25 protein-coding genes and 3 pseudogenes are annotated in these 24915 nt (G+C 71.5%); 16 read left to right on the top strand and 12 right to left on the bottom strand.

What is annotated here, in order from left to right; genetic code table 11:
- The first annotated feature begins 106 nt into the window (after positions 1–106).
- From uraD to IE107_RS12890, 6 genes and pseudogenes are all read left to right on the top strand, one after another.
- Positions 107–616 carry a 2-oxo-4-hydroxy-4-carboxy-5-ureidoimidazoline decarboxylase gene (gene uraD, locus IE107_RS12915; protein WP_189543884.1) on the top strand — a complete coding sequence of 170 codons (510 nt, stop codon included), beginning with the start codon at positions 107–109 and terminating at the stop codon, positions 614–616.
- Positions 617–621: 5 nt separating this feature from the next.
- Positions 622–1014, top strand: coding sequence for a hydroxyisourate hydrolase (uraH, locus tag IE107_RS12910; protein WP_189543883.1), 393 nt, complete (start codon positions 622–624; stop codon positions 1012–1014).
- Between the two features lie 5 nt (positions 1015–1019).
- The gene (pucL, locus tag IE107_RS12905) at positions 1020–1952 is read left to right on the top strand and encodes a factor-independent urate hydroxylase (RefSeq protein ID WP_189543882.1); all 933 of its coding nucleotides are present in this window, start codon (positions 1020–1022) and stop codon (positions 1950–1952) included.
- Between the two features lie 66 nt (positions 1953–2018).
- Positions 2019–2345, top strand: a pseudogene (locus tag IE107_RS12900) (purine permease); the annotation flags it as partial.
- A 234-nt stretch (positions 2346–2579) separates the two neighbouring features.
- Entirely contained in the window at positions 2580–3971 is a 1392-nt protein-coding gene (locus IE107_RS12895; RefSeq protein ID WP_189543881.1) for an 8-oxoguanine deaminase, read from the top strand.
- 242 nt (positions 3972–4213) lie between these two features.
- A complete protein-coding gene (locus IE107_RS12890; protein ID WP_189543880.1) occupies positions 4214–5689 on the top strand; it encodes a nucleobase:cation symporter-2 family protein in 1476 nt (491 codons plus the stop codon).
- Between the two features lie 99 nt (positions 5690–5788).
- On the opposite strand, the gene IE107_RS12885 is transcribed toward IE107_RS12890, so the two are convergent.
- Entirely contained in the window at positions 5789–6661 is an 873-nt protein-coding gene (locus IE107_RS12885; RefSeq protein ID WP_189543879.1) for a chitosanase, read from the bottom strand.
- A 215-nt stretch (positions 6662–6876) separates the two neighbouring features.
- Positions 6877–7185 carry an SH3 domain-containing protein gene (locus tag IE107_RS12880; RefSeq protein WP_189543878.1) on the bottom strand — a complete coding sequence of 103 codons (309 nt, stop codon included), beginning with the start codon at positions 7183–7185 and terminating at the stop codon, positions 6877–6879.
- A gap of 256 nt (positions 7186–7441) precedes the next feature.
- Here IE107_RS12880 and IE107_RS12875 point away from each other — a divergent pair, with 256 nt between their 5' ends.
- Both IE107_RS12875 and IE107_RS12870 read left to right on the top strand, forming a co-directional pair.
- A complete protein-coding gene (locus tag IE107_RS12875; RefSeq protein ID WP_189543877.1) occupies positions 7442–8125 on the top strand; it encodes an alpha/beta fold hydrolase in 684 nt (227 codons plus the stop codon).
- Positions 8126–8195: 70 nt separating this feature from the next.
- Entirely contained in the window at positions 8196–10325 is a 2130-nt protein-coding gene (locus IE107_RS12870; protein ID WP_229866874.1) for a hypothetical protein, read from the top strand.
- 96 nt (positions 10326–10421) lie between these two features.
- Here the strand turns inward: IE107_RS12870 and IE107_RS12865 are convergent, their stop codons facing one another.
- Both IE107_RS12865 and IE107_RS12860 read right to left on the bottom strand, forming a co-directional pair.
- Positions 10422–11027: a TIGR03086 family metal-binding protein gene (locus tag IE107_RS12865; RefSeq protein WP_189543875.1), complete on the bottom strand. Its 606-nt coding sequence runs from the start codon at positions 11025–11027 to the stop codon at positions 10422–10424.
- Positions 11028–11095: 68 nt separating this feature from the next.
- Positions 11096–12157, bottom strand: coding sequence for an amidohydrolase family protein (locus IE107_RS12860; RefSeq protein WP_189543874.1), 1062 nt, complete (start codon positions 12155–12157; stop codon positions 11096–11098).
- 142 nt (positions 12158–12299) lie between these two features.
- On the opposite strand from IE107_RS12860, the gene IE107_RS12855 reads away from it, so the two are divergent.
- Positions 12300–13292 (top strand): fibronectin type III domain-containing protein, encoded by a 993-nt coding sequence (locus tag IE107_RS12855; protein WP_189543873.1) that lies wholly within the window; start codon positions 12300–12302, stop codon positions 13290–13292.
- A 360-nt stretch (positions 13293–13652) separates the two neighbouring features.
- Here IE107_RS12855 and IE107_RS36090 read toward each other — a convergent pair whose 3' ends face one another.
- Positions 13653–13952, bottom strand: a complete 300-nt coding sequence (locus tag IE107_RS36090; protein ID WP_373302443.1) for a helix-turn-helix domain-containing protein — start codon at positions 13950–13952, stop codon at positions 13653–13655.
- A gap of 207 nt (positions 13953–14159) precedes the next feature.
- Positions 14160–14329: pseudogene (locus tag IE107_RS34840) on the bottom strand (DUF6597 domain-containing transcriptional factor); the annotation flags it as partial.
- A gap of 185 nt (positions 14330–14514) precedes the next feature.
- On the opposite strand from IE107_RS34840, the gene IE107_RS12845 reads away from it, so the two are divergent.
- A complete protein-coding gene (locus IE107_RS12845) occupies positions 14515–15129 on the top strand; it encodes a TIGR03086 family metal-binding protein (RefSeq protein ID WP_189543872.1) in 615 nt (204 codons plus the stop codon).
- A 70-nt stretch (positions 15130–15199) separates the two neighbouring features.
- Here the strand turns inward: IE107_RS12845 and IE107_RS12840 are convergent.
- Positions 15200–15643: pseudogene (locus tag IE107_RS12840) on the bottom strand (site-specific integrase); the annotation flags it as partial.
- 198 nt (positions 15644–15841) lie between these two features.
- On the opposite strand from IE107_RS12840, the gene IE107_RS35725 reads away from it, so the two are divergent.
- Genes IE107_RS35725 through IE107_RS34835 form a run of 3 tightly spaced genes read left to right on the top strand, consistent with a single transcriptional unit; the run spans position 15842 to position 17112 of the window.
- Entirely contained in the window at positions 15842–16381 is a 540-nt protein-coding gene (locus IE107_RS35725; RefSeq protein WP_268246588.1) for an extracellular solute-binding protein, read from the top strand.
- A complete protein-coding gene (locus IE107_RS35720; RefSeq protein WP_268246593.1) occupies positions 16273–16821 on the top strand; it encodes an extracellular solute-binding protein in 549 nt (182 codons plus the stop codon). Before IE107_RS35725 ends, IE107_RS35720 begins: the two co-directional genes overlap by 109 nt.
- A gap of 48 nt (positions 16822–16869) precedes the next feature.
- Entirely contained in the window at positions 16870–17112 is a 243-nt protein-coding gene (locus tag IE107_RS34835; protein ID WP_229866869.1) for a hypothetical protein, read from the top strand.
- 74 nt (positions 17113–17186) lie between these two features.
- On the opposite strand, the gene aceB is transcribed toward IE107_RS34835, so the two are convergent.
- Entirely contained in the window at positions 17187–18806 is a 1620-nt protein-coding gene (gene aceB, locus IE107_RS12830) for a malate synthase A (RefSeq protein WP_189543871.1), read from the bottom strand.
- A gap of 235 nt (positions 18807–19041) precedes the next feature.
- On the bottom strand, positions 19042–19647 hold the full coding sequence (locus tag IE107_RS12825) for a nucleotidyltransferase family protein (protein ID WP_189543870.1): 606 nt from the start codon (positions 19645–19647) through the stop codon (positions 19042–19044).
- Positions 19648–19900: 253 nt separating this feature from the next.
- On the opposite strand from IE107_RS12825, the gene IE107_RS12820 reads away from it, so the two are divergent.
- The gene (locus tag IE107_RS12820; protein ID WP_189543869.1) at positions 19901–20203 is read left to right on the top strand and encodes a DUF5955 family protein; all 303 of its coding nucleotides are present in this window, start codon (positions 19901–19903) and stop codon (positions 20201–20203) included.
- A 21-nt stretch (positions 20204–20224) separates the two neighbouring features.
- Here the strand turns inward: IE107_RS12820 and IE107_RS12815 are convergent, their stop codons facing one another.
- Positions 20225–20869 (bottom strand): response regulator, encoded by a 645-nt coding sequence (locus tag IE107_RS12815; RefSeq protein ID WP_189543868.1) that lies wholly within the window; start codon positions 20867–20869, stop codon positions 20225–20227.
- On the bottom strand, positions 20866–22074 hold the full coding sequence (locus IE107_RS12810; protein WP_189543867.1) for a sensor histidine kinase: 1209 nt from the start codon (positions 22072–22074) through the stop codon (positions 20866–20868). Before IE107_RS12810 ends, IE107_RS12815 begins: the two co-directional genes overlap by 4 nt.
- A gap of 111 nt (positions 22075–22185) precedes the next feature.
- On the opposite strand from IE107_RS12810, the gene IE107_RS12805 reads away from it, so the two are divergent.
- Positions 22186–23280: an ABC transporter permease gene (locus IE107_RS12805; RefSeq protein ID WP_189543866.1), complete on the top strand. Its 1095-nt coding sequence runs from the start codon at positions 22186–22188 to the stop codon at positions 23278–23280.
- Complete coding sequence (locus tag IE107_RS12800) at positions 23277–23957, top strand: ABC transporter ATP-binding protein (RefSeq protein ID WP_189543865.1); 681 nt, start codon at positions 23277–23279, stop codon at positions 23955–23957. Before IE107_RS12805 ends, IE107_RS12800 begins: the two co-directional genes overlap by 4 nt.
- A 53-nt stretch (positions 23958–24010) precedes the next feature.
- Here the strand turns inward: IE107_RS12800 and IE107_RS12795 are convergent, their stop codons facing one another.
- A complete protein-coding gene (locus IE107_RS12795) occupies positions 24011–24811 on the bottom strand; it encodes an IclR family transcriptional regulator (protein ID WP_189543864.1) in 801 nt (266 codons plus the stop codon).
- Positions 24812–24915: the final 104 nt, after the last annotated feature.

Raw genomic sequence — 24915 nt, 5'->3', positions numbered from 1 at the left:
AATTTCAACAAAGTGTTGACGTTGTGTTGTGGAGGGCGTTAGCTATCCGCAGCCCGACCGACGCGAAGCGAAGAACGCACAGCGGAAAACAGCCACGGAGGCTCCCGTGACTTCGAGCTCCACGCCGGGCCTCGCCCGGTTCAACACCCTGGCGGACGACGAGGCCACCACCGCGTTGCACGAGGTGTGTGCCAGTGCGGCATGGGGAAGAGCGATCCTCTCCCGACGCCCGTACGCCACCACGGAAGCCCTCCTTCTCGCCAGTGACGCCGCCACGGCCGCACTGCCCCCGAAGGAACTGGCCGACGCGATGGCCGGTCACCCGCCGATCGGCCGCCCGAAGCCCGGAGACCCGGCCTCCTCCCGCGAGCAGCGCGGGATGGCGGGTGCCACCGAGGAACTCAAGGCCGAGATGCTCGAACTGAACCTGGCCTACCAGAAGCGGTTCGGGCATGTCTTCCTGATCTGCGCCACCGGAGCCACCGGTGAGCAGATGCGCGACGCGGTGAAGTCCCGGATCGGGAATTCGCCCGAGCAGGAGCGCGGGATCGTGCGCACCGAACTGGGCAAGATCAACCGCATCCGGCTGACCCGTCTCGCAACCGAAGGAGAGTGACGGTCTTGAGTACCGACACCACCGCATCGGTGTCCACGCACATCCTGGACACCAGCGTCGGCCGCCCCGCCGCGGCCGTCGCCATCACGCTCGCCGCCCGCGGTGGCGCCGGCGCGCCCTGGGAGACGCTCGGCGGCTCCGCCACCGACGCGGATGGGCGATGCAAGGACCTGCCGGCTCTGCCGGAGGGCACCACCCAGGTACGTCTCGACTTCGAGACCGAGGCGTACTTCGCAGCCAAGAAGCAAGCCGAGGCGCAGCAGGACGCCCCCCGCGTAAGGGACAGCGGCGCGTTCTTCCCGGAAGTGACCGTCACCTTCGCCGTCGTACCGGGTGAGCATTACCACGTACCGCTGCTGCTCAACCCGTTCGGCTACTCCGTATACCGAGGGAGCTAGCAGACATGCCCACGATTCTCGGCCAGAACCAGTACGGCAAAGCAGAGAACCGCGTCGTGAAGATCACGAGGCACGGCGACACCCACCACATCAAAGACCTGAACGTCTCCGTCGCCCTCTCCGGCGATCTGGACGACGTCCACTACAACGGCTCGAACGCCAACTGCCTTCCGACGGACACCACGAAGAACACCTGCTTCGCGTTCGCCAAGGAATACGGCATCGAGTCGGCCGAGCAGTACGGCATCCACCTCGCCCGGCACTTCGTGGACAGCCGGCCCTCGATCCACCGCGCGCGCATCCGCATCGAGGAGTACGCCTGGGAGCGCATCGCCGGCTCCGACGGCAACTCCAGGTTCATCGGCGCCGACGAGGTCAAGCACTCCTTCGTGCGCAAGGGTCAGGAGACCCGCCTCGCGCAGATCACGTACGACGGCGAGAAGTTCGAAGTCCTGTCCGGACTCAAGGACCTGACCGTGATGAACTCCACGAACTCCGAGTTCTGGGGTTACATCAAGGACAAGTACACGACGCTCCGGGAGGACTACGACCGGATCCTCGCCACATCCCTGTCGACGTGGTGGCGGCACAACTGGACCTGCGACGAGCAGCGCATGCCGCAGTGGGAGAAGTCGTACGAGCAGGCCAAGAAGCACATCCTGCACGCGTTCGTGGAGACGTACTCGCTCTCGCTCCAGCAGACGCTGTACCAGATGGGTTCGCGGGTCATCAACAACCGCAGCGAGATCGACGAGATCCGCTTCTCCGCACCCAACAAGCACCACTTCCGGCTGGACCTCTCCGCCTTCGGCCTGGAGAACGAAGCCAAGGACGGCGCCGTGTACTACGCCGCCGACCGCCCCTACGGCCTGATCGAGGCCACCATCCTGCGCGACGGCTGCGAGCCGCACATCCCGGTCGACATGACCAACCTCTGACGCGGGCGCGCATCCCCGCCGCCCGCAGTCGGCGGGGATGCGCCACACCGGAGGGAACAGCCAGCCATGGCAACGCCTGCACAAGGGCCGGCGGAAAGCCCGTGTTCCACCGCACCGGAAGGAGCTGAGGTCCATCCGGCCGACCAGAAGCTCCACCCCTCGCGGCTCGCCCCCGCCGCGCTCCGGCACATCGCCGCCAGGTACGCGGGAGTGGTCACACCCCCGCTCGTCATCGGCCAGGCCGTCCGCCTCGACACCGCGGGCCGGACCCGGCTCATCGCCGGTGCGGCCGCCCTCCGGCAGACCCTCGGGGTCAAGGGCTTCGTCGGCAACCGGCTTCCCTTCGTCAACGCCGCCTCCCCGGCCGGAATCGCGCCGATGCGCGCCATCGCCGTCCCGCTCGGCGCGGGCATCATCCCGCTCGCCGCGCCCACCTCCTACGCCGACTTCCCGGCCTGGGCGCAGACCGTGCTCGGTTCCGGCATCAGCACGGGCGCCCTGGTCGCCGTGTCGCTGAACCTCTTCTTCCACCATCTCGGCACCCGTGGCGGTACGTCCGCCGCGGCACTCAAATTCTCCTAGGGTCCTGCCGTGCCCGCATCGTCACTCACTACGGAAGGAAGCGCCATGGCGCCTTCGGCAGACCCCGTGTCCCGCATCGTCATCGAGAACGCGGCCATCGCCACGGTCGACGCCCACGACACCGAGTACGCCTCGGGCCATCTCGTCGTCGCGGGCAACACGATCGAATCCATCGGCGCCGGCCGGGCCCCCGAGGACCTTGAGAACGTCGTACGCCGCATCGACGGCACCGGGCACCTGGTCACCCCGGGCCTGGTCAACACGCACCACCACTTCTACCAGTGGATCACCCGGGGCCTGGCCACCGACCACAACCTGTTCGACTGGCTGGTCGCCCTCTACCCGACGTGGGCCCGCATCGACGAGCCGATGGTCCGCGCCGCCGCCCGGGGCTCGCTCGCCATGATGGCCCGCGGCGGCGTCACCACCGCCATGGACCACCACTACGTCTACCCGCGGGGATCGGGCGATCTGTCCGGCGCCATCATCGGGGCCGCCCGCGACACGGGCGTACGGTTCACCCTCGCCCGAGGTTCCATGGACCGCAGCGTCAAGGACGGCGGACTGCCGCCGGACTTCGCCGTGGAGAGCCTCGACGGCGCGCTCGCCGGCACCGAGGCGGCCATCGACGCACACCACGACGCGTCGTTCGACTCGATGACCCAGGTCGCGGTCGCGCCCTGCTCCCCGTTCTCCATCTCCACCGAACTGCTGCGGCAGGGTGCCGAGCTGGCCCGTCGCAGGGGAGTGCGCATGCACACCCACGGCTCGGAGACGGTGGAGGAGGAGAAGTTCTGCCACGAGCTGTTCGGGATGGGGCCGACCGACTACTTCGAGTCCACCGGCTGGCTCGGCGACGACGTGTGGATGGCGCACTGCGTCCACATGAACGACGCCGACATCGCCGCCTTCGCGCGCACCGGAACCGGCGTCGCGCACTGCCCCTCGTCCAACGCCCGGCTCGCCGCGGGCATCGCCCGGGTACCCGACATGCTCGCGGCCGGCGTCCCCGTCGGCCTCGGAGTCGACGGCACCGCCTCCAACGAGTCCGGCGAACTCCACACCGAGCTGCGCAACGCACTCCTCATCAACCGCCTCGGCGCCCACCGCGAGAAGGCCCTGAACGCGCGTCAGGCCCTGCGTCTGGGCACGTACGGCGGTGCCCAGGTGCTCGGCCGCGCCGACCAGATCGGCTCCCTGGAACGCGGCAAGCTCGCCGACCTGGTGCTCTGGAAGCTGGACACCCTCGCCCACGCCTCCATCGCCGACCCGGTGACCGCCCTCGTCCTCGGCGCGGCGGCCCCCGTGACCCTTTCCCTCGTGAACGGCAAGCCGGTCGTCGAGGACAACCACCTGATCACCGCGGACGAGGACGCCATCGCCCGCGTCACCCGCGACGAGGCCCGCCGCCTCGCTCAGATCGCCGCGGGAGCCTGACGCCCGCCTGCAACCCGAACCGGCCGGCCGAGGGGGACGGCCCCCGGCCGGCCGCCGTGGACCCGAGCGGGGTCCACGGCAACAGGTGCGGGGGCGCGTGCCTGGACGCATGCGCCCCCGCACCGGTGACCGAAGCTGCCGCACCAGCTGCACGACCTGCCGCACCTGCACCAACGCACCACTCGCACCACCTCCCTGACACCCACGTCACCGCAGACGTGCAACCGACCGGAGGAACCGCCGTGGCAGCTACGCCCAGGTTTCGCAACGACGCAGACGCAGCATCCGACGCCGGCCCACACCGGGACACCGCCTCCGGACCGGACGCGACGGACCGGAAAGACGCCCCGGCCGACCGGAAGCACCCGGTCGATGAGACGCTCCCCCCACTGAAGATGTTCACCAGCGGCCTCCAGCACGTGGCCGCGATGTACGCGGGCGTGGTGGCCCCGCCGATGATCGTGGGACCCGCGGTGGGCCTCACCGCCAAGGAGACCGCCTTCCTGATGGGGGCGAGCCTGTTCACCGCGGGCATCGCCACCCTGCTCCAGACCCTCGGCTTCTGGCGCATCGGCGCCCGGCTGCCGTTCGTCAACGGCGTCTCGTTCGCGGGGGTCACCCCGATGGTGGCGATCGGCAAGGACCGCGGGCACGACGGCATCGCCGTCGTCTTCGGCGCGATCATCGTCGCCAGTCTGCTCGGCTTCCTGCTGGCCCCCTACTTCTGCAAACTGGTCCGCTTCTTCCCGCCCGTGGTCACCGGCACCGTGATCACCCTGATCGGCGTCTCGCTGCTGCCGGTCGCCTTCAACTGGTCCCAGGGCGGCAACGCCAAGGCCGCCGACTACGGCTCCACGACCAACATCACCATGGCCGCCGTCACCCTGGTGATCGTCCTCGCACTGCGCAAACTGCTGCGCGGCTTCCTCCAGCAGATCGCCATCCTGTTCGGTCTGATCACCGGCACCCTGATCGCGATCCCGGTCGGCATCACCGACTTCGGAGCCATCAAGGACGCCGACCCGATCGGCTTCCCGACGCCGTTCCACTTCGGGGCGCCGCAGTTCGAGATCGCCGCGATCGTCTCCATGAGCATCGTGATGCTGGTCTGCATGACGGAGTCCACCGCGGACATGCTGGCGCTCGGCCGGATCGTCGACCGGCCGGCGGACGAGCGGACCATCGAGGGCGGCCTGCGCGCCGACACCCTGGGCAGCGCCGTCAGCCCCCTCTTCAACGGCTTCATGTGCAGTGCTTTCGCCCAGAACATCGGCCTGGTCGCGATGACGAAGGTCCGCAGCCGCTTCGTGGTGGCCGTCGGCGGCGGCATCCTGATCGTGCTCGGACTGGTGCCCGTCGCCGCGTCCGTCATCGCGCTCGTCCCGCTGCCGGTCCTCGGCGGCGCGGGCATCGTACTCTTCGGTTCGGTCGCCGCGAGCGGCATCCAGACGCTGGCCACCGCCGCGCTGGAGAAGGGTGAGAACGCGCTGATCGTGGCCGCGTCCGTGGGCATCGGCCTGATCCCGATCGCCGCGCCGGAGTTCTACCACTCGTTCCCGAAGGACCTGCTCGTGGTGCTCGACTCCGGGATCTCGACCGGCTGCGTGGTGGCGATCGTGCTCAACCTGGCCTTCAACCACCTGGGGAAGGTGCCGGATCCACAGCCGTCGGAGCGGGAGCGGGGCCCGGCGCCCGCGGATCCGGTGGCCGCGCACTGACCGTGCCGCCGGCCGCACCCGGCCCGGTACGGCACTGCGGCGCGTACGGCGCCCCTCGTGGGTGCTGCCGTACGCGCCGCAGCGGTGCCGTCCGGTGCGTCAGCCTATGTGGTAGCTGTCGCCGTACACCTTCCAGTCGAGCGGCGGGTCCAGGTTGAGGTTGCCCTTCTTCAGGAAGACCCGCTGGGCGGTGTCCACCCGGCTGGTGTCCTCGTGGGCCTCCTCCTGCTTCATCGCCCAGACACGGGCGTCGAGGAAGGCGTTGAGGTACGTGACCTCGTTGCCGCCCTGGGAAGGCGGCTTCGCCTTGGACAGGGCCCGCTTGCGGATGGAGCTGAAGCCGGTGCTGTCGCCGCCGTCGCCGTGCATGACGATGGCGTCGTAGTACGCGAACTGGCCCAGCGTGCCGATGCCGTCGGCCTTGCCCTGCTTGACGGCCGGGTTGAAGTACACCCGGTCCCGCTCGTCGTCCTGCGCCTTCCTGAACGCGGAGTCGGAGGCGGCCTTCACCCAGTCCTTGGTGAAGTTCGGGTCGAGACCGCTGTGCGAGGGGGTGCCGTTGACCTTCCGCAGCGCGGGGAGGTACTTCGCGAGGACGTTGTCCGGCTTGCGCTCGGTGTACAGCTCGACGAGGTCGAGCATGTCGCCCGTTCCGGAACAGAAACCGATGATGCCCGCGGTGTAGCCGCGGTCGTCGTCGATGTCCTCGATGTACTTGTACTGGGACTTCCAGTTGAGGGAGGAGTTCTCGGCGCTGGAGACCAGTTGCATGGCGATCTCCTTCTTCGCCGGGTCGTCCAGCCCGGTCGCGGCGGCGGCCTTCGGGGCCGCCGGCTGCTGTGCCGCCTGGTGTGTGGGGGTACCGGCGTAGGCGGCGACGGGGATCGCCGTGAGGGCCAGTCCGACCGCGATGACCGTGATACGCACGGGGCGGGTACTGCGACGTGCGGCGCGCTTATGGGGAGCGTGCACCAGTCCTCCAAGGGAGTTCTTCGTTCCATCGGTCTGTTAGGAAGCTTTCCTATCAGAGTGGAAGAGGGCCGTACACCCCTCCGGCGCAGGGGAGTTGAGAAGTTCTCCCGAAACACGGCAGCCCCGCACCGCGCGGAACGCGCGGTGCGGGGCCGGTGCGGGACGGACGAGGGGTCGGGACGGGCCGCGCGGTACGGGGCCGGGGTGACGCGGTCTCAGCAGTCGAGGTAGGCCACGTGGATCCAGACGCCCGTGCGACCGCCCCACAGGTCGCCCATGACCCATTCGTCCTGCTGGCCGCGGGCGTTGAGCTTCTGGCCCCGGTTCACCGTCCCCAGGACCGGGTAGTTGGTGCCCGGTCCGCCGCGGAAGTTCACCCCGTTGTCGTTGACGGTGCAGACCACCGCGGGCGCCTTCGCGGCCTGTGCGGCGGCGGGGCTCTGCGCGGCCTGGGCGACGGGGCTCGCCGCCAGCCCGAGACCGGCGGTCAGCACCATCGCGGCCAGCATCATCTTCTTCATCATGCGCTTTTCCCTCCGTGATCCGGCCCACGTCGGCGTGGGCCGTCCACCAGCCCCAACGCGGTCGCCGACTGACTGGTCACGGGTCCGGACCGGTCTTCGGCAGCAGTGAAAGCGCAGGTCATATGGCATGCGCACCGGCGTACGCGGTAGCAGGGCGGGCGCTTCCCGCGCCTGCCGATCACGGGTTTGGACGGCCCGGAGACGGTGGGCGCCGCCGGATACGTGCCGGCGCCCACCCGCCTGTAGCGTCAGGGGCATGGAAGATCAGTCTGTAGTGGATGTCGGTGACGTACGGCTGGCGTACCGGACCTGGGGCGATCCCTTCGGCACGCCCGTGGTCCTGCTGCACGGCCTCGGCGGCTCCGCCGCGAGCTGGGAGGCAGTTGCCGCCCTGCTCGGCGAACAGTGGCGGGTGTACGCCCTCGACCTGCGCGGCCACGGCGAGAGCGACTGGCCGGACGAGTACTCCTGCGAGTTGATGCGGGACGACGTCCTCGGTTTCCTGGACGAGTGCGAGCTCGACCGGGTCGGCCTGGTCGGCCACTCCATGGGCGGTGTCGTCGCCCATCTGCTCGCCCAGGAGCACGCGGACCGGGTGGAGCGACTGGTGCTGGTGGAGACCCCGCCGCCGTTCCCCAGCGAGCCGAAGCCGGCCGCAGAGCCCGAGGGGCCGGTGGACTACGATCCGGCCGTCGTCGCTCCGATCCGGGCCGAGGTGGCCGACCCCGACCCCGCGTGGGCGGCCGGCCTCGGCGAGATCGTCGCGCCGACACTGATCATCTCGGGCGGCCCGGAATCCACCATGCCCCAGGGGCGGTTGCCGGACATGGCCTCGCTCATCCCGGACTGCCGGCTGGTCACCCTCGGGGGCGGACACCGGGTGCACGAGATCCACCCCGACCAGGTCGCCCACCAGGTCACGGATTTCTTCACCGGCTGAGGGCGGGCCGAAGCCCGTCCGGGGCCGGCGGCAAGGGTCGGTGTCAGTGCCGGGTGCCATGATCCGCTGCATGGATCTCACCCGGTTCTTCGCCGACGTCGACGCCCAGCCGTGGGCGGATCTGCACCATGCCTACGGGAGCGCGGCCGACATCCCCGGCCATCTGCGGGCGCTTGCCGGGGAGAGCGAGGAGGCCGCGTCCGAGGCGATCTCCGAGCTGTACGGCAGCATCCTGCACCAGGGTTCGGTCTACGGGGCCACGGCCCATGCCGTTCCGTACCTCGCGCGGCTCGCCGCGGCGGGACACCGCACGGAGGACCTGCTGGTGCTGCTCGGCGGGATAGCCGAGGGCGGGGCGGACGAGGGTGACAGCGACGAAGCGGCCTGCCGGACGGCCGTCGCCGGTCAGCTGCCGCTGATCCTCGCGAGGATCGACGCCGAGGACCCGGGGCTCCGGCGGGCCGCGGCCTGGGCCGCCGCGATGACCGGCGCGGCCGGACAGGTGCTGCCGGCGCTCCGCATGCGCGGGAAGACCGAGACGGATCCCCGGGTACGGGCCGAACTCCTCGGCGCGATGGCGCATCTGGACCCGCCGGGTACGGCCGCCGAGGCGACCGGGGCCATCGGAGCGCACGAGCCCGGCGAGGTGCGGATCGTGGCCCTGCTGGCCTGCGTGGACGGCGGACTGCCCTGGGGGGCCGCGCACCACGCGGCGATGCTGTCCCTGCTGCCCGCGAACGACCTCGTCCAGGACCGGCTGGACCTGGAGCGCAACGAGCCTTTGCAGTACGTCGTCGAGGAGCTGCTGCGCCGCGACACCGACGCGGACCGCGCTGCCGCGTACACCCTGCTCGATGCCGCCCTGCGCAGTGCGGTCCCCGAGGCGCGGGCGGAGGCTGTGTGGGCGGCCGAGACGGCGTGCCTGCTGTCGCGCAGTGCGCCGGAGCGGCTGGCCGGCGCCGTGGAAGCGCTGGCCGCCGATCCGGCCGATGTGTCTTCCGCGTATTCGCTGCTCGCGAAGCTGGGTGGCCGGGCAGCGGCGGCCGTTCCGGTGCTGGCCCGGCTCGCCGGGGGCGAGGGCGATCCGGCGGACCGCGCGCTGGAAGCACTCGTCGCCGTGGCCCCCGACCGGGCCGCGCCGCTCCTTGCCCGCGACCTGGAGCGGCGCCCGCGCGCACTCGCCGCGGCGTGCGGTTCCTTGGGCGGCGGCACGTCCGGGACGCCGTTCCCCTACGACGCGGTGCTGCTGGACGCGATCCGTGCCCGGTTGCGCGGGGGCGGCCCCGGCGGCAACGAGACCATTCGGCTCGCCCTGCTGCTCGGTGCGTGGGGGAGCCGGGCATCGGCTGCCCTGCCCGAGCTGCGGTCCGCGCTGCCCGGCGCCCCGAGGGCCGTGCCGAAGGCGCTGGTCGCGATCTGTCCGCCGGAGCACCGGGAGACGACCGCGGAGTTCCTGACCGCCGCGGCCCGCACCGGCCCGGCGGACGGCAGGCTCCCCGCGGCAGCGGCGGTGCGTGAGCTGACCGGAGACACGGGCCCGTTGCTGGCGGCCGTCGCCGACCGGCTCACCCCTGGCGGTCCGGCGGTGCAGGAGGCCGCGCGTCTCGCCGCGGAGCTGGGCCCGGAGGCGGTCGGCCTGGTGCCCGCCCTGCGGTCCGCGCTCAGCGGTTCCGTGGGCGAGCGCACCTCCCCGCAGCTGGACGCCGACGCCGAGATCGCCGCGGCCCTGTGGCGGATCACCGGTGACCCGGAGGAAGCGGTGCCGGTGCTGGCCGGTGTGCTCGCGGAGGCTGAGCCGACGTGGATGCGCTGGACGCTGGGCCGTGCCGCGAGGGCGGCGGCCCTCATCGGCGAAGCGGCCCGGCCGCTGGTCCCCGCGCTGGAGGGGTTGCTCGACGGCCGGGTGCAGGTTCCGCCGGTGGTGCTCGCACTCCACGCGATCGCGCCCGAGCACCTCGACGGCCCCCGCGCGGCCGCGCTGCTCCTGGAGGCCGCCGAGCGGGACGACGACGCGGCGACTGCGCTGGAGGCCCTGGTCGCACTCGGACCCCCTGCCCTCACCCCGGACCATCGACGCCGCCTGACGGACCTGGCCGAACGGGACCTCCGGGTGCGGGCCTCGGGCCTGGAGCCGGGGATAGCCCCGGCCGACGAACGGCTGCGGGAACAGGCCCGCGAGGCGGCCCGAGGGCTGACCTGATCCTGACTTGGCCTGACCCGAACTGGCCGCCCGCCGAGTCATGCGCAGGGCTCAGCGCCTCATCACCTCACCGCCGTTCCGTGCGCATGGCTCAGCTCAGTCGCCCGGCTTCCAGTCCGGACGGCGGCCGCTCATCGCGACGGCCCGGTCGACGAGGGGCGCGTCGGCCGGCACCGGAACCGGCGGGCCGAAGATGCTCTCCGGCCGGGGGCTGTCCTCACTGGGCGTCAGCATGGCCAGCGAGGCGCGCAGGCTCGCCTCGTCCCCGTCGTACCGCCGGCCGGTCGCGCGGGCCAGGTCCCAGCCGTGGATCACCAGCTCGTCCAGCGCGACCACCAACGCCACCTCAGCCGGCAGATCCACGCCACCCGCCCTGGTCATCCCCTGCCGGGCGGCAGGATCGCGCCAGGCCGTCACCAGCTCTTCCAGCAGCGGCGGCAGCGCTTCGCGCCAGTCGTCGGGAAGGACCGGCCGCTTCGCGTCCGGAGCGGTGTCCGTCGTCGGGCCGAACTCCTTGCGCGCCGCGTCGCGGAACGCCGTGCTCAGCCCGACCACATGGGCGAGCAGCTCGCGTACCGCATAGTTGGGGCAGGGCGTCGGACCGTCCAGCTGCTGCTCGTCGATGCTGTCGAGCAGACCGGCGATCTGCCGCGCCGCGGGTTCGAGATCGATCGTGGGGGTGGTTCCCGTGTGTGTGTCCATACAGTGCTGACTCCTCCCGCACCCCGAACTCATCGCCGGTCGCGCCCATGTCCCGCCGCGCGCGTCGCTCACCGCACGACGCGTCCCCGGAGCACGATCCGGCTCGGGTGATTCAGCGCTCCCGGGTCCAGGGTCGGGTCGGTGGCGTACGCGACGACATCGGCGGGCGCGCCGTCGACGAGGCCAGGCAGCCCGAGCCAGGCCCGTGCCGTCCAGGACGCGGCGCCGAGTGCCGCGTGGGCCGGCAGACCGGCCCGTACCAGCCATTCCATCTCGCCCGCGACGGTCCCGCAAGGGAAGGAATCCGTCCCCGCCAGGACCGTCACCCCCGCCTCGTGGGCGGCGCGCACATGGTCGAGCATGGTGTCCCAGCCGGCCAGCCACAGATCACGGCGCACACCCGGTTCCCGTGCCCGCATCGCGCCCGCCTTCGCGCCGAAGACGCTCAGTGTCGGCACGAACGCCGTGCCCTGCGCGGCCATCCGGTCCAGCAGGGCCGGGTCCAGATGCATGCCGTGCTCCAGGCTGTCGGCGCCCGCCAGTACGGCATTTCGGGTGCCCTCGGCGGTCTGGCAGTGCACCGCCACCTTGCCGCCCGCCGCGTGCACCGCCGCCACCACCGAGGTCAGCAGCGGCAGCGGCAGGGCGGGTTCGTCGGCGGCCCAGTCACCGACGACCTTGCACCAACCGCCCGAGGCGGTCGCCTCCTCCACGGCCGCCCGCGCCAACTCGGCCTCGCTCACGTCGCGTCCGAAACCGGGGAAGAACCGGCCCGGTGTCGCCAGCCACCGTCCCGCCGACGTCACATGCGGCAGTTCCGGGTCCTCGGCCACCCACGCGGGCATCCGCTGCGCGGTGCCGGGAGTGCGTACCGCGAGCACCCCGGCGTCCCGGTGCTCGCCCAACTGCCTGCGCAGCAGTTCCTCGTCGAACGGCGCATCCGGCGCCGACGCGCCAGGGTGGGTGTGCACGTCGACGAGTCCGGGCAGCAGCCAGCCGCCGTCGACGACCATCTCCGTGTCCCGGCCCGAGAGCCCGCCGGGCGGAGCGCCTGCGCGGAGCACCTCGCCGTCGATCCGGAACGTGCGTTCCTCGCGCTCCGGCAGCACCACACCTCGTATGCACAACATCCCCGGCCGTACGGCACATCGGAGCATCGGACCCTCGCCGACGAACTGTCGACACACATCGGCACATTGCGCAAGGTTCCGCTCCACCCCCTTGTCGGCGACCCCCGCACCATGCGATACAGGTCTGGACCATTGCTGCCGGATGGAAGGCACGACCGTGCAACGCCCCCACGCAACCGCCGCGTTGGCCTGTCCCGCCGCCCTGCTCGTCGCCGTGCTCTCCGCCTGTGACTCCGGGCCCGAGGCCGACACCCGCAAGCCGACGGTGCCCGGCCGTGTGACGGCGCAGGCGAGCAGCGCCACTTCCGTGCACGTCATGTGGGAGCGGTCCTCCGACGACAGGTCGGTCACCGGGTACGAGATCTACCGCGAGGGGAAGCGGGTCCGGTCGGTCCCGGCGGCCAAGGTGATGGCCGACGTCGGGGGGCTGACCGCGTCGACCGTCTACACCTTCACCGTCCGCGCCCGCGACGCCGCCGGGAACCTCTCCGCGCCGAGCGCCGCCGTGAGCGTGAGCACACCCGCGCCGACCCCCGCCGACCACGAGGCGCCGACCCGCCCGGTGAGGCTGCGCGGCGCGGTGGACGGCAGCCGGGCGGTGAACCTCTCCTGGGGAGGCTCGACGGACGACATCGGCGTCACCTCCTACGACATCTACCAGGAGGACTCCCGGATCCACAGCGTGCCCGGCACCCGGACCACGGCGCATCTGACCGGACTGCGCCCCGGCACCGTCTACACCTTCACCGTCCGCGCGCGTGACGCCGCCGACACCTCCTCGCCGGACAGCAACGCCATCGACCTCACCACCGCCTCCGCCCCGGGCGCAGCGGCGAGCACCGCCCCCACCGACCTGCGGATCAGCAACCGCGTCCAGGGCAAGGAGTACGCCATCGACCTGGACTGGAAGCAGCCCGAGACGGGCGGCGAGATCCCCGCGTACCAGCTCTTCGTCGGCGGCCGGCTGACCACCACCATCGTGTGGGGCGCCACCCCGCCCGCAGGCCGGGCGAGCTACCGCCTCACCGTCGACGACCCGCGCGGCACTCGCTACTCGATGAAGATCCGCGCCAAGCTGCCCGACGGGAAATGGGGTGACTTCTCGGCCCAGCGCACGGTCGTCCTCGGCAGCTGACGGGCCCGCGAGGGGTGGGCTCGGGCGGTGTGGTGGTCGGCGGCCCGGGAGTTGGCAGGTGGCCCTTGTCCGGAGGGCGCCCTGATGAACGCACGGACACCGGCCTGAGCGGCGGGCCCGGGGACGACGGCCGGACCGGTTCGCGGGGCCTTGCCGGGCCCCGCGAACCGGTCCTGCGGCGTCCGGGATCAGGCGCCCCGCAGCGCGCCTTCCGCCGAGGTCAGGCAGCGCTCCGCCAGTGCAGGGTCTTGGCGATCCGCCCGTAGTACGCGATCGCGTCGCCGAGCGGGGTGGGGCGGCCGTCGCGGGACAGCATCCGACGAGGCGTAATGTACGCATCAAGTACGAAGCGGGCTCACACTACAGCCCCTTTTCGGCGTAGCGCCCGGGTGAGATGCCTACAGCCGCTGTGAAGTCACGGGTGAAGTGTGCTTGGTCGGCATAGCCGAGTCCGGCGGCGAGAGCTGCCCAGTCGATGTTCGTGCCCCGGTCTGCACGCTGAGCGGCTTCGTGCAGCCGGGCACGGCGCAGGACCCACTTGGGACTGGCGCCGACGTACTCGTGGAACAGGCGCTGTAGGCGGCGCACAGTGACACCGAATTCCTCCGCTAGCTGGTCAACCCTGCGTAGGCCGGAGTCGGCGGTGACGTACTCCACCATCGCGGCGACCTCTTCGGCCACAGGGTCGGGCTCGGGGAGCCGGGCGAGCAGGAAGGATTCCACGTGGGAGGTGAGAGCCAGGTCGTCGGAGTCGTGAAGCACTGCTTGGTTGATCCGATTCGCGTCGGGACCGAACATTTCGGCGGCTGGTACGACCCGGTCAGCGAGTTCGGCCACCGGCCGGCCGATAAACGGTCGGAAGCCGCCCGAGCGGAACTTCACCCCCAGCACGTGCCCGGCCCTTCCAGCCGACGTACGAATAGCGACCGGTCAACCCCGTACACATGGGCCCTTGGGTCCTCGAAGACCAGATGCACATTGGGATGAGCGAGCACCTTCTGCTCATGGGCGGGCTGGCCGCGCCGGTCCCAGCGCACCAGCCAGTAGAACTCTACGAAGCGCGCCAATTCCAGGCTTGGATCATGCCGGGACAGGCTGAACACGGCTGCCGCCTGGCTGGGGTGAAGCACCCCACGTCCGAGATCCGGGGAGGTCACACCCCTCAGACTAGCTGTCGCGTTTGTTCAATACTCCGGCCCTGCAACCGATCCACGATCGCCGCATGAACGGTCACGCACTTCACCCCCTCATGACTCGCGCTGCGGCGGAAGCAGCACGCATCGCCCGCGGCGTCCGAAAGGAACACCTGGACGGGCCCACCCCCTGCGCAGATTTCGACACCCGGGCTTTGATCAACCACTGGGTGCTCTACACCGCCCATGGTCTTGAGCATCGGGCGCGTCGGGAGGCACTGCCGCAGGAACTGATCGCCTGTGACTTCACCGCCGCCCCTGCCTGGGCCGATGCCTATGCGGACCAGCTGGACCGGGCCGTAGCGGCATGGGCCGAGCCAGCCGTGTGGGAAGGAGAGGTGGATCTAGGCGGGATGGCCATGCCGGCGGTAACAGTCGCACAGATGGTGATCAAGGAAATGGTGGTGCACGGCTGGGACGTCGCCCAGGCCACCGGTCAGCAGCTCGAAGTCCAGGACGATCTTGCTCAGATGATTCTCGGTGTGGTCGAGGAACACGCCGAGGTCTACCGCCAGTACGGAGGCTTCGCAGCTCCGGCGCCAGTGCCCGCTACCGCATCGCTTCTCGATCGTGCCCTGGCTGCCTCCGGCCGCGACCCACGCTGGGCGGCGCCCACGGCGACGTCTTTGACCTCGCCTGCCTGATACCACCAGGACGCCCGATGCGAGCAGTCCCGCAGCGGTATGAGGCGGGGTCGAACACTGCACAGGTGTCTCACCTGCGTGCATCGCCGGGGGCGAGCAGGCTGGTCAGCTCGGCGATGGTCTCCGGGGAGGGCTTGAAGTAGCGGCGGACGTTCTCCGGTTTCTTGTGCCGGGACTTCGCCATCAGCATCAGCAGGCTTGTCCCGGCCTCGCCAAGGTGAGTCAGGGAGGAGTGGCGCTACTCGTGCAGGTCCCAGCCCGTCCCGGGGCCGCGTACCGCGGTGTGCTCGTCCAGCAAGGCTCGGGCCTGCCCGTACGACAGCCGTGCGAAGCCGGTGTCCGGGCAGAGGTCACGGGGGCTGACGACCTTTCCCGGTCCAGGGCGGCGGTGGGTGACGAACACCGGCCCACGGGTGCGGCCCCTGAGCAGCCGGGGCAGAAGCCGAGCGGTGCCGACGTCCCAGTAGACGGTCTCCAGCACGAAGTCCTCGCGGGCCTGGCCCCGGCGGCGGGACCATCGGCACCATTTCCCCCTTGCCGCAGATAACGGGGCAGCTTCACGAGCGGCCGGAGAACGTCACCGCAGGTGACGGATCAAGTTACCGCAGATATTGGGGTGTTATCTGGGGGACCACTTCAGACCTGTCCCATGGTCGACGACGGTCCGCCACCTACCAGGGACGACGAGGGCTTAGCGCACGATCTGACACGGATGTTCCTCAGCCCCCAGTTCCTCCTTCAGACGGCCGGCCTCGCCGGCACCACGGCCGCGTTCGGGCTCACCGGCTGTGCGTCGCACAAGGACGTGAAGCTCGATCTCCTCGTGGCCAGTTACGACAAGAGCGTGGGCGCCTCGCTCGGCGACCAGTGGGACAGCGTCGTATCCGCCTTCGAGAAGCAGCACTCCGGCATCAGGATCGACCTGGAACGGGTCCCGTACGACAGGATCGACAAGACGCTGGCCCGGCGGGTCGAAGAGGGCCGGGCGCCCGACATCGCGCAGTCGAACGTCTTCGCGCCCTATGCCGAGGACGGCCGGCTCTACAACATGACCCAGCTGTTCGACATCGTCACCCAGGCCGACTTCATCCGGACCTTCGTCGAGGCGGGCACGGTCGACGACGCCACCTACGGCATCCGTTCCTGGCCAGCACGCCCCGGCTCTTCTACAACAAAGAGCTCTTCCGGCGGGCGCGCGTCAGCGGTGCCCCCAGGTCGTGGGACCAGCTGCGCGCGGCCGCCCGGGCGCTGAAGGCGATCGGCGTGAAGACACCGTACGGGCTCCAGTTCGGCCCCGAGGCAGCCGACGACGAGGCCCTGTCCTGGCTGCTCGCGGCGGGCGGCGGCTACACGGGGGAGCTCGCGGAGTACGACTTCGCGACGTCCGCCAACACCGAGGCCCTGACCTGGCTGCGCGACGAGTTCGTCGCCGAAGGGCTGGCCGGCGCCGACCCCGCGAAGCTCAACAGGACCGACGCGTACGCGCAGTTCCTGCGGGGCGAGATCGGGATGCTGATCGCCCACCCCTTGCTGATGGGCGCGGCGGACCAGGCCGAAGTCCCTTACGCGCACGCCGCGTTCCCCAGGAAGGACGGCGGAGCCGCCCCTCCGCTGGGGCTGAGCGACTGGCTGATGGCGTTCCGGCGGGGCGGCCACCGCAAGGAGTGCGGAGCGTTCCTCTCGTTCCTCTAAGGCAAGAAGTCCGCCCTGGCCTACGGAGGCAGCCAGTCCGCGCTTCCCGTGACGTACTCCGCCTCCGACGCGGCGGTCGGGAGCCCCTCCGAGCAGCCGCTGTCGGCGTTCGTCGAGCAGTTGGCGGACGCGCATTTCGCACCGGTCAACATGCGGTCCTGGCCCGCCGTCAGGGGCGCGATCCGCACCGATGTGGGCCAGGCGGTGATGAAGGGCGGCGACCCCGGGGCCGTACTCGCCTCGCTGGACGAGTCGGCCATCAAGGCGGACATGGAGGCGGCGACCGCCTGACGACCGCATGCCTGAGCCCCCGGCGCCGTGCGATGCCGGAGGCTCGAAGCATGGCGGCCCGAGCGGTACGAGAGTCAGCCCAGCTGCTCGTACGCGGGCAGCGTCAGGAAGTCCGTGTAGTCCTGGTCCAGGGAGACCTGGAGCAGGAGGTCGTGGGCCTGCTGCCACTTGCCGGCGGTGAACGCCTCGTCACCGATCTCGGCACGGATCGCGGCCAGTTCCTCGGCGGCGACCGCGCGGGCCAGCTCGGCCGTGGCGTGCCGGCCGTTCTCGAAGACCACGTCCGCGTTGATCCACTGCCAGATCTGCGAGCGGGAGATCTCCGCGGTGGCCGCGTCCTCCATCAGGTCGAAGATGGCGACCGCGCCCATGCCGCGCAGCCAGGCCTCGATGTAGCGGATGCCGACCGCGACCGCGTTGCGCAGGCCCTCATAGGTGGGCTTGGCGTCCAGGGTGTCGATGGCGATCAGGTCGCCGGCGGCCACCGAGACGTCTTCGCGCAGGCGCTCCTTCTGGTTCGGCTTCTCGCCGAGGACCGCATCGAAGGAGGCCATGGCGATCGGGACCAGGTCAGGGTGGGCGACCCAGGAGCCGTCGAAGCCGTCGTGGGCCTCGCGGTCCTTGTCGGCCTTGACCTTCTCGAAGGCGACCTTGTTGACCTCGGCATCGCGACGGGACGGGATGAAGGCGGCCATGCCGCCGATGGCGTGCGCGCCGCGCTTGTGGCAGGTGCGGACCAGGAGTTCGGTGTACGCCCGCATGAACGGGGCGGTCATCGTCACCGCGTTGCGGTCCGGCAGGACGAACTCGGAGCCGCCGTCACGGAAGTTCTTGACGATGGAGAAGAGGTAGTCCCAGCGACCCGCGTTCAGTCCGGAGGCGTGCTCGCGGAGCTCGTAGAGGATCTCCTCCATCTCGTACGCGGCGGTGATCGTCTCGATCAGGACGGTCGCGCGGACCGTTCCCCGCGGGATGCCGACGTAGTCCTGGGCGAAGACGAAGATGTCGTTCCAGAGGCGGGCCTCCAGGTGCGACTCCGTCTTCGGGAGGTAGAAGTACGGGCCCTTGCCGAGGTCGATGAGGCGCTGGGCGTTGTGGAAGAAGTAGAGGCCGAAGTCGACCAGCGCGCCGGGCACCGGGGTGCCGTCGAGCTGGAGGTGACGCTCGTTCAGATGCCAGCCGCGGGGGCGGGTGACGACCGTGGCGAGCTCCTCGGCGGGCTTCAGGGCGTACGACTTGCCGGACCGGGGGTCCGTGAAGTCGATGTCGCGGGTGTACGCGTCGATCAGGTTGAGCTGGCCGAGGACGACGTTCTCCCATGTGGGGGCGGACGCGTCCTCGAAGTCGGCGAGCCAGACCTTCGCGCCCGAGTTCAGGGCGTTGATGGTCATCTTGCGGTCGGTCGGCCCGGTGATCTCCACCCGGCGGTCGTTCAGCGCGGCCGGGGCCGGGGCGACCTTCCAGGAATCGTCCGCGCGGATCGCCGCCGTCTCGGGCAGGAAGTCCAGCGTGGACGTACGGGCGATCTCGGCGCGGCGCTCGGCGCGGCGGGCGAGGAGCTCGTCACGGCGGGGGGTGAACCGCCGGTGCAGCTCGGCCACGAACGCGAGGGCCGCGTCGGTCAAGACCTCGTCCTGCCGGGGCAGGGGCTCGGCATCGACGATGGCCAGCGGGGACGGCGCTGGTGCGGACATGAGCTGTCACTCCTTCGGCGGGCGGTGCGGGGCGGCGTCCCACGGCCGCCGGGCCGCCTGAAATGGCGCGGCGTGCCAGGGCTCCGGGATACGGGTGCGGACGCCGTCCGGGGCGCGGAGGGCTTCTGATCGATGGATAGTAGTTTCCTCATGGTGGAAGTTCAATGGTTTGTTGATGTCGACATTCTCCGGGTCGACAGAACCGGCACGCTGTCGGCGCGGTGCGCCGGCCCGGTCACCCGAGGTGTTTCAGGTCCTCCACGGTGTCGATGTCGTACGCCTGAGCCACATCGGAACACTCGACGAGCGTGATCGCATCGCGGTGCGCCCGCAGATAGGCGCGGGCGCCCCGGTCGCCCACCGCCCCCGCCGCGATCTCCGCCCACAGACCGGCCCCGAACAGCACCGGATGGCCGCGTTCCCCGCCGTACGCGGCAGCCGCGATCCCGGTCCGGGAGCGGTACGCCGAACGCACCCGTGCCACCGCCTCCGCGCCGATCCCGGGCTGGTCGACCAGGAGGACGAGCGCCGCGTCCGCCCCCGTGCCGGCCAGCGCCCCGAGCCCCGCGCGCAGCGAGGAGCCCATGCCCCCGGTCCAGTCGGGGTTGACGGTCACCGTGCAGCCGCCGAGGTCGGCGCGGGCCCGGACCTCGTCCGCGGCGGCGCCCAGGACCACATGGACGGGGCCGCAGCCGCCGTCCCGCAGCACCCGCACCGCGTGTTCGACCAGGGGCCGGCCGTGGTGTTCGAGCAGCGCCTTGGGGCGACCCCCGAGCCGCCGCCCGCCGCCCGCGGCGAGCAGCAGTCCGGCGACCCGAGGGCTCGGTGTTGTCGCAGTCATGCGGTCTGGATACCCCGGCAGCCCCGGAAGCGCACCCTTCGCGAGAGCAAGCGGAGAAGGGCGCGAGCGGCGGCGTCCACCGGGCTCCATGCAGATCACCCTTACGGGAGACCCCGAATCCTGTCCGCAGAGTGGCGCTCGACACCTGTCATGGCGTTAACTTGCGCGCACGCCCGGACACTTGACCACGGTGTGGGGACCGGTCGGAACACTGGCACATGGATGTGCGAGGGGGAGTGCTTTGTTGCGAAGCGTGGGGCAGACGCGAGTGACCGGCAGCGGTGAGGACCCGAGGGTGACCGAGCTGCGTACAGCCGTCTCCCGGCTCCGCCGCGAGCTGGCGGGGCATCCGGGCGAATTCCCGGACCGGGGGATCGCCGAGGACGAACTGGCCGCACTGGACGCGATGGCGTCGGGCGGTGTGCCCGAGATTCCGCGGCTGCGCCGTTCGCTGCTGCTGATCGCGGGGGCGATCGGCTCGGTGAGCGCCCTGGCCTCCGCGCTCCGGGACGTACGGGTCGCCGTCGACCTCTTCGGTGAGCCGCCGCGCGGCTGACCGGCAGGGCGGCGGACGGACTCAGCGGCGGATCAGCCTGCGGGCCGTCGCCGCCGCGACCGCCGAGGTGCGCGAGTCCACGCCGAGCTTGGCGTAGATGTGCACCAGGTGGGACTTCACGGTCGCCTGGCTGAGGAAGAGCTGCTTGCTGATCTGGAGGTTCGACAGCCCCTCGCCGACCAGTTGCAGGACCTCCAGCTCGCGCTTGGTCAGGGCCTCCGCGGGGGTCCGCATGCGGTCCATCAGCCGGTGGGCGACGGCCGGCGCGAGCGCCGAGCGGCCGGCCGCGGCCGTGCGTACCGCCGCCGCCAGCTCCTCCGGTGGGGCGTCCTTCAGTAGATAGCCTGCGGCGCCGGCCTCGACCGCGGCCAGGATGTCGGCGTCCGAGTCGTACGTGGTGAGGATCAGGACCCGGGGCGCGTCCGGCTGTGCCGTGATGGCGGCGGTGGCCTGCGAGCCGTGCATGCCCGCGCCGAACTGCAGGTCCATCAGGACGACGTCGAAGCCGCCGGTCGCGGCGAGCGCGACGGCCCGCTCGGCGGTGGCCGCCTCGGCGACGACCCGGAAGCCGGGTTCGGAGTCGAGCACGGCCCGCAGCCCCGCCCGTACCACTGGATGGTCGTCGGCGAGCAGCAGCCTGATGGGGGTGTCGGCGGGAGTGGTCATGCGGCGTCCTGTCCTGTCCGGCCGTCGGGGATCGGGAGGGGAAGAGTGAGGGCGACGGCGGCGCCCTGACCGGGGGCCGACTCGACGCTGAGGGTGCCGCCCAGTGAACGGGCCCGTGCACGCATCGCGGGCAGTCCGAAGCCCCCGGTGTCCCGGTCGGCGACGGTCGGGCCGGCGCCCGGGGAGAACCCCCGCCCGTCGTCGACCACGTCCAGCGACACCGAGGTGTCCATGAAGCTGAGGGTGATCTCCGCGCGCCGGGCCCCGGCGTGCCGCACGGTGTTGGCCAGCGCCGACTGGGCGGTGCGCAGCAGCGCCACCTCGTACGGCGTGGGCAGCTCCACCGGCGTGCCGCTCACCGCGAACTGCACCGTGAGGCCGGGGCCGGTCGTGCGGGACGAGAGGCGCTCCAGGGCGGCTGCCAGGGAGCCGTTCTCCAGGTCCGGCGGCGACAGGGCGCGTACGAAGCGGCGGGCCTCGGCGAGATTGTCCTGGGCGGCCTCGCGGGCCCGGCGCACGTGCGCGGTGGCGGGGGCGTCGTCGTCCAGGGTGCGTTCTGCGGCGCGCAGCAGCAGCTGGATGCTGGACAGGCCCTGCGCCAGCGTGTCGTGGATCTCGCGGGCCAGCCGCTCGCGTTCGGCCAGGGTGCCCGCGGTGCGCTCCGCCTCGGCCAGCTCCGCCCGGGTCGACATCAGCTCCTCGATGAGCTCCCGGCGCCGCTCGCTCTCCCGGAACAGTGCCTCGTACCCGAGGACCGTCGCGACCGCGACCGCCGCCCCGAGCAGCGGCCCGATGAAGGTGCCCGGGTTGACGGCCTGGCCGTGCACCACGAAGCCCCAGATGGCGGCGAGGGCGGTGGCGGCGACGGCCGGCAGGGCCCAGCGCGTCGGCAGCAGATGCAGTTGCAGGAAGTAGAGCGGGAAGGCCACCCACAGGCTGTCCGGCGACAGGACGAGCAGCGCCAGCCACACGGCGCCCAGCGCCGCCAGCCACAGGGCGGCGGCGCGGGTGCGCGGCTGTACGGCGGGGGCGAGCGCACCCGCCGCGTACAGGGCGGCCATCACACAGCTGACCACGACGACGGCCCTGGGGTGCGTGTTGTCGGCGACGGCCCGTACCGCCGCGAGGGCGATGAGCCCGACCAGCAGCGCGTGCAGGCACAGCCGCAGCGCGGAGGTGACCGGGGGGTGGGCGCGGGTATCCATGATTCGTCCAGCGTAAACAACGGGACTGGGGTGGCCGGTCAATCAAAAGGTTGATGCCGGGCCCCACCGCCGAGCGATGTTTCCGGCGCCCGCGGCGGTGAAGCTGGAGGCATGTTCGTCGCATGGAGAGATCTCCGGTTCGCCAAGGGCCGGTTCGCGCTCATGGGCTCGGTCGTGGTGCTGATCACGCTGCTCGTGGGTCTGTTGTCCGGGCTCACCGCCGGTCTGGCCCGGGAGAACACCTCGGCCGTCACCGGGCTGAACGCCGACCACCTGGCCTTCGCCGCCCCGCCCGACGGCAAGTCGGTGTCCTTCACCGACTCGGTCGTCGAGGAGAGCGCCTGGCGGAGCTGGGCGGAGCGGCCGGGTGTGAGCAGTGCTGAACCGCTCGGTATCCGTACGCTCAACGCCGCCGCTGAACGGGGCGGGCACACCGCCGCGGTGTCGGCGTTCGGGGTGGAGCCCGACGGAGGCCTCGCGCCCACCGGGGGCGCGGGGGTCGGACCGGGGCGGGTGGTGCTGTCCGAGCAGGCCGCCGAGGACCTCGCGGCCGGGGCCGGTGACCGGCTGCGGCTCGGCTCGACCGAGGTCACCGTCGCCGCCGTCGCGGGGGACGCCTCGTACAGCCACACGCCCGTCGTATGGACCTCGCTCGACGACTGGCAGCGTTTCGGCAGCGACGGCGACGGCCGGGCCCGGCATGCCACGGTGATCGCCCTGACCACCACCGGCGGCGCCGATCTCGGCGCGGGCGACAAGGCGGTCGGCACCAGCACGCTCCCCCTCGCCGACTCGCTCACCGCCATCGGCTCCTACCAGGCCGAGAACGGGTCGCTCCAGATGATGCGCGGCTTCCTCTTCGCCATCTCCGCCCTGGTCATCGGCGCCTTCTTCACCGTTTGGACGATCCAGCGCAGCGGCGACGTCGCCGTGCTCAAGGCGCTCGGCGCCTCCACCCCGTACCTGCTGCGCGACGCGCTCGGGCAGGCCGTCGTGATGCTCGTCATCGGTACCGGCGTGGGCACCGCGCTCGCCTCCGGGTTCGGCGCCCTGATCAGCGGCGGGACCGTGCCCTTCGTCCTCGACGCGGCGACCGTGCTGGTCCCGGCCGCCGTCATGATCGTCCTCGGTGCCCTCGGGGCGGCCCTGTCCATCCGGCGGATCACCGCCGTCGACCCGATCACCGCACTCGGGAGTGCCCGATGACCCTCACCCTCGCCGATGTCACCCTCACCTACCCGGACGGCGACGGCCGGCTCACCGCCCTCGACCGGATCTCGCTGGACGTGCCCGCGGGGACGCTCACCGCGGTCGTCGGACCCTCCGGCTCCGGCAAGTCCAGCCTGCTCGCGGTGGCCGCGACCCTGGTCACCCCGGACGAGGGCCGGGTGGTCGTCGCCGGTACGGAGACCATGGGCCTGGGCCGTGCGCAGCAGGCGCAGCTGCGCCGCGAGCAGATCGGGATCGTCTTCCAGCAGCCCAATCTGCTGCCCTCGCTCACGGCGGTCGAACAGCTCCAGGTGATGACCCACCTCTCGGGCGGCGCGGTGCGCGGAGCCCGCGGCCGGGCGCTGGAACTGCTGGACGCGGTCGGCCTGGCGGATCAGGCCGGGCGCAGGCCGCACCAGTTGTCGGGCGGACAGCGGCAGCGGATCAACATCGCGCGGGCCCTGATGAACGACCCGGCGGTGCTGCTGGTCGACGAACCGACCAGCGCCCTCGATCACGAGCGGGGCGCGGCGGTGCTGGACCTGCTGGTCGCGCTGACCCGGGAGCGGTCGACGGCGACGGTGCTGGTCACCCACGACCGGACCCATCTGGACCGGGTGGACCGCGCGGTCCGGATGGACGACGGCCGGCTGACGGCGGCCGAACCGGTCTGAGCGGACAGGAGGGGGTGGGTGGCGTCGGCCACCCACCCCCTCCTGTGTCTGTCTCAGCCGGCGGAGCCGTTGCTCGCCAGCGCGTCGGAGAGTTCCTTCGCGGCCTGCTGGAGGATGGGCACGATCCGCTCCGTCGCCGCGTCCGTCACCCGGCCCGCCGGACCGGAGATCGAGATCGCCGCCGCGGTGGGGGAGTCCGGGACGGAGACCGCCAGGCAGCGGACCCCGATCTCCTGCTCGTTGTCGTCGACCGCGTAGCCGACCCGGCGGACCTGCTCCAGCGCGTCGAGGAAGCCGTCGGGGGTGGTGATCGTCTTCTCGGTGGCGGCCGGCATTCCGGTACGGGCGAGCAGGGCGCGCACCTCCTCCGGAGGGGTGTGCGCCAGCAGCGCCTTGCCGACCCCGGTGGAGTGCGGGAGCACCCGTCGGCCCACCTCGGTGAACATGCGCATCGAGTGCTTGGACGGCACCTGCGCCACGTACACGATCTCGTCGCCGTCGAGCAGCGCCATGTTCGCGGTCTCGCCGGTCTCCTCGACCAGGCGGGCGAGGCAGGGACGGGCCCAGGTGCCCAGCAGCCGGGACGCGGACTCGCCGAGCCGGATCAGCCGCGGGCCGAGCGCGTAGCGCCGGTTGGGCTGCTGGCGCACATATCCGCAGAGCACCAGCGTGCGCATCAGGCGGTGAATGGTCGGCAGCGGGAGCCCGCTGCTCGCGGAGAGTTCGCTCAGCCCGACCTCACCCCCCGCGTCCGCCATCCGCTCCAGCAGATCGAAGGCACGCTCAAGGGACTGCACACCACCGCTGGACGCGGCGGGCTTGGAGTCGGATGTGCTGGCGTGGGACGGCGGCACGTCAACGGTCCTTTCGAGGCGGAAGAGCTGGTGCCCCGCCCGGCGAGGCACCCAGCAGCCTACCGGGCGGTCACCGGTCGGCGCACTGCTCCGGGTGCGGAGTC

The organism is Streptomyces gelaticus, from assembly GCF_014649535.1.
In the GTDB taxonomy this organism is placed as follows: Bacteria; Actinomycetota; Actinomycetes; order Streptomycetales; family Streptomycetaceae; genus Streptomyces; species Streptomyces gelaticus.
The sequence above is the reverse complement of the archived record's forward strand: the minus strand, read 5'-3'. Positions and strand labels throughout refer to the sequence as shown.

Bases quoted from the DNA above. Each gene is read 5' to 3' on its own strand.
- pucL (WP_189543882.1), top strand. From the start codon at position 1,020: ATGCCCACGATTCTCGGCCAGAACCAGTACGGCAAAGCAGAGAACCGC.
- IE107_RS12895 (WP_189543881.1), top strand. From the start codon at position 2,580: ATGGCGCCTTCGGCAGACCCCGTGTCCCGCATCGTCATCGAGAACGCG.
- IE107_RS12880 (WP_189543878.1), bottom strand. From the start codon at position 7,185: ATGATGAAGAAGATGATGCTGGCCGCGATGGTGCTGACCGCCGGTCTC.
- IE107_RS12875 (WP_189543877.1), top strand. From the start codon at position 7,442: ATGGAAGATCAGTCTGTAGTGGATGTCGGTGACGTACGGCTGGCGTAC.
- IE107_RS12870 (WP_229866874.1), top strand. From the start codon at position 8,196: ATGGATCTCACCCGGTTCTTCGCCGACGTCGACGCCCAGCCGTGGGCG.
- IE107_RS12865 (WP_189543875.1), bottom strand. From the start codon at position 11,027: ATGGACACACACACGGGAACCACCCCCACGATCGATCTCGAACCCGCG.
- IE107_RS12860 (WP_189543874.1), bottom strand. From the start codon at position 12,157: ATGTTGTGCATACGAGGTGTGGTGCTGCCGGAGCGCGAGGAACGCACG.
- IE107_RS12855 (WP_189543873.1), top strand. From the start codon at position 12,300: ATGGAAGGCACGACCGTGCAACGCCCCCACGCAACCGCCGCGTTGGCC.
- IE107_RS36090 (WP_373302443.1), bottom strand. From the start codon at position 13,952: ATGGTGGAGTACGTCACCGCCGACTCCGGCCTACGCAGGGTTGACCAG.
- IE107_RS12845 (WP_189543872.1), top strand. From the start codon at position 14,515: ATGAACGGTCACGCACTTCACCCCCTCATGACTCGCGCTGCGGCGGAA.
- IE107_RS35725 (WP_268246588.1), top strand. From the start codon at position 15,842: ATGTTCCTCAGCCCCCAGTTCCTCCTTCAGACGGCCGGCCTCGCCGGC.
- aceB (WP_189543871.1), bottom strand. From the start codon at position 18,806: ATGTCCGCACCAGCGCCGTCCCCGCTGGCCATCGTCGATGCCGAGCCC.
- IE107_RS12825 (WP_189543870.1), bottom strand. From the start codon at position 19,647: ATGACTGCGACAACACCGAGCCCTCGGGTCGCCGGACTGCTGCTCGCC.
- IE107_RS12815 (WP_189543868.1), bottom strand. From the start codon at position 20,869: ATGACCACTCCCGCCGACACCCCCATCAGGCTGCTGCTCGCCGACGAC.
- IE107_RS12810 (WP_189543867.1), bottom strand. From the start codon at position 22,074: ATGGATACCCGCGCCCACCCCCCGGTCACCTCCGCGCTGCGGCTGTGC.
- IE107_RS12805 (WP_189543866.1), top strand. From the start codon at position 22,186: ATGTTCGTCGCATGGAGAGATCTCCGGTTCGCCAAGGGCCGGTTCGCG.
- IE107_RS12800 (WP_189543865.1), top strand. From the start codon at position 23,277: ATGACCCTCACCCTCGCCGATGTCACCCTCACCTACCCGGACGGCGAC.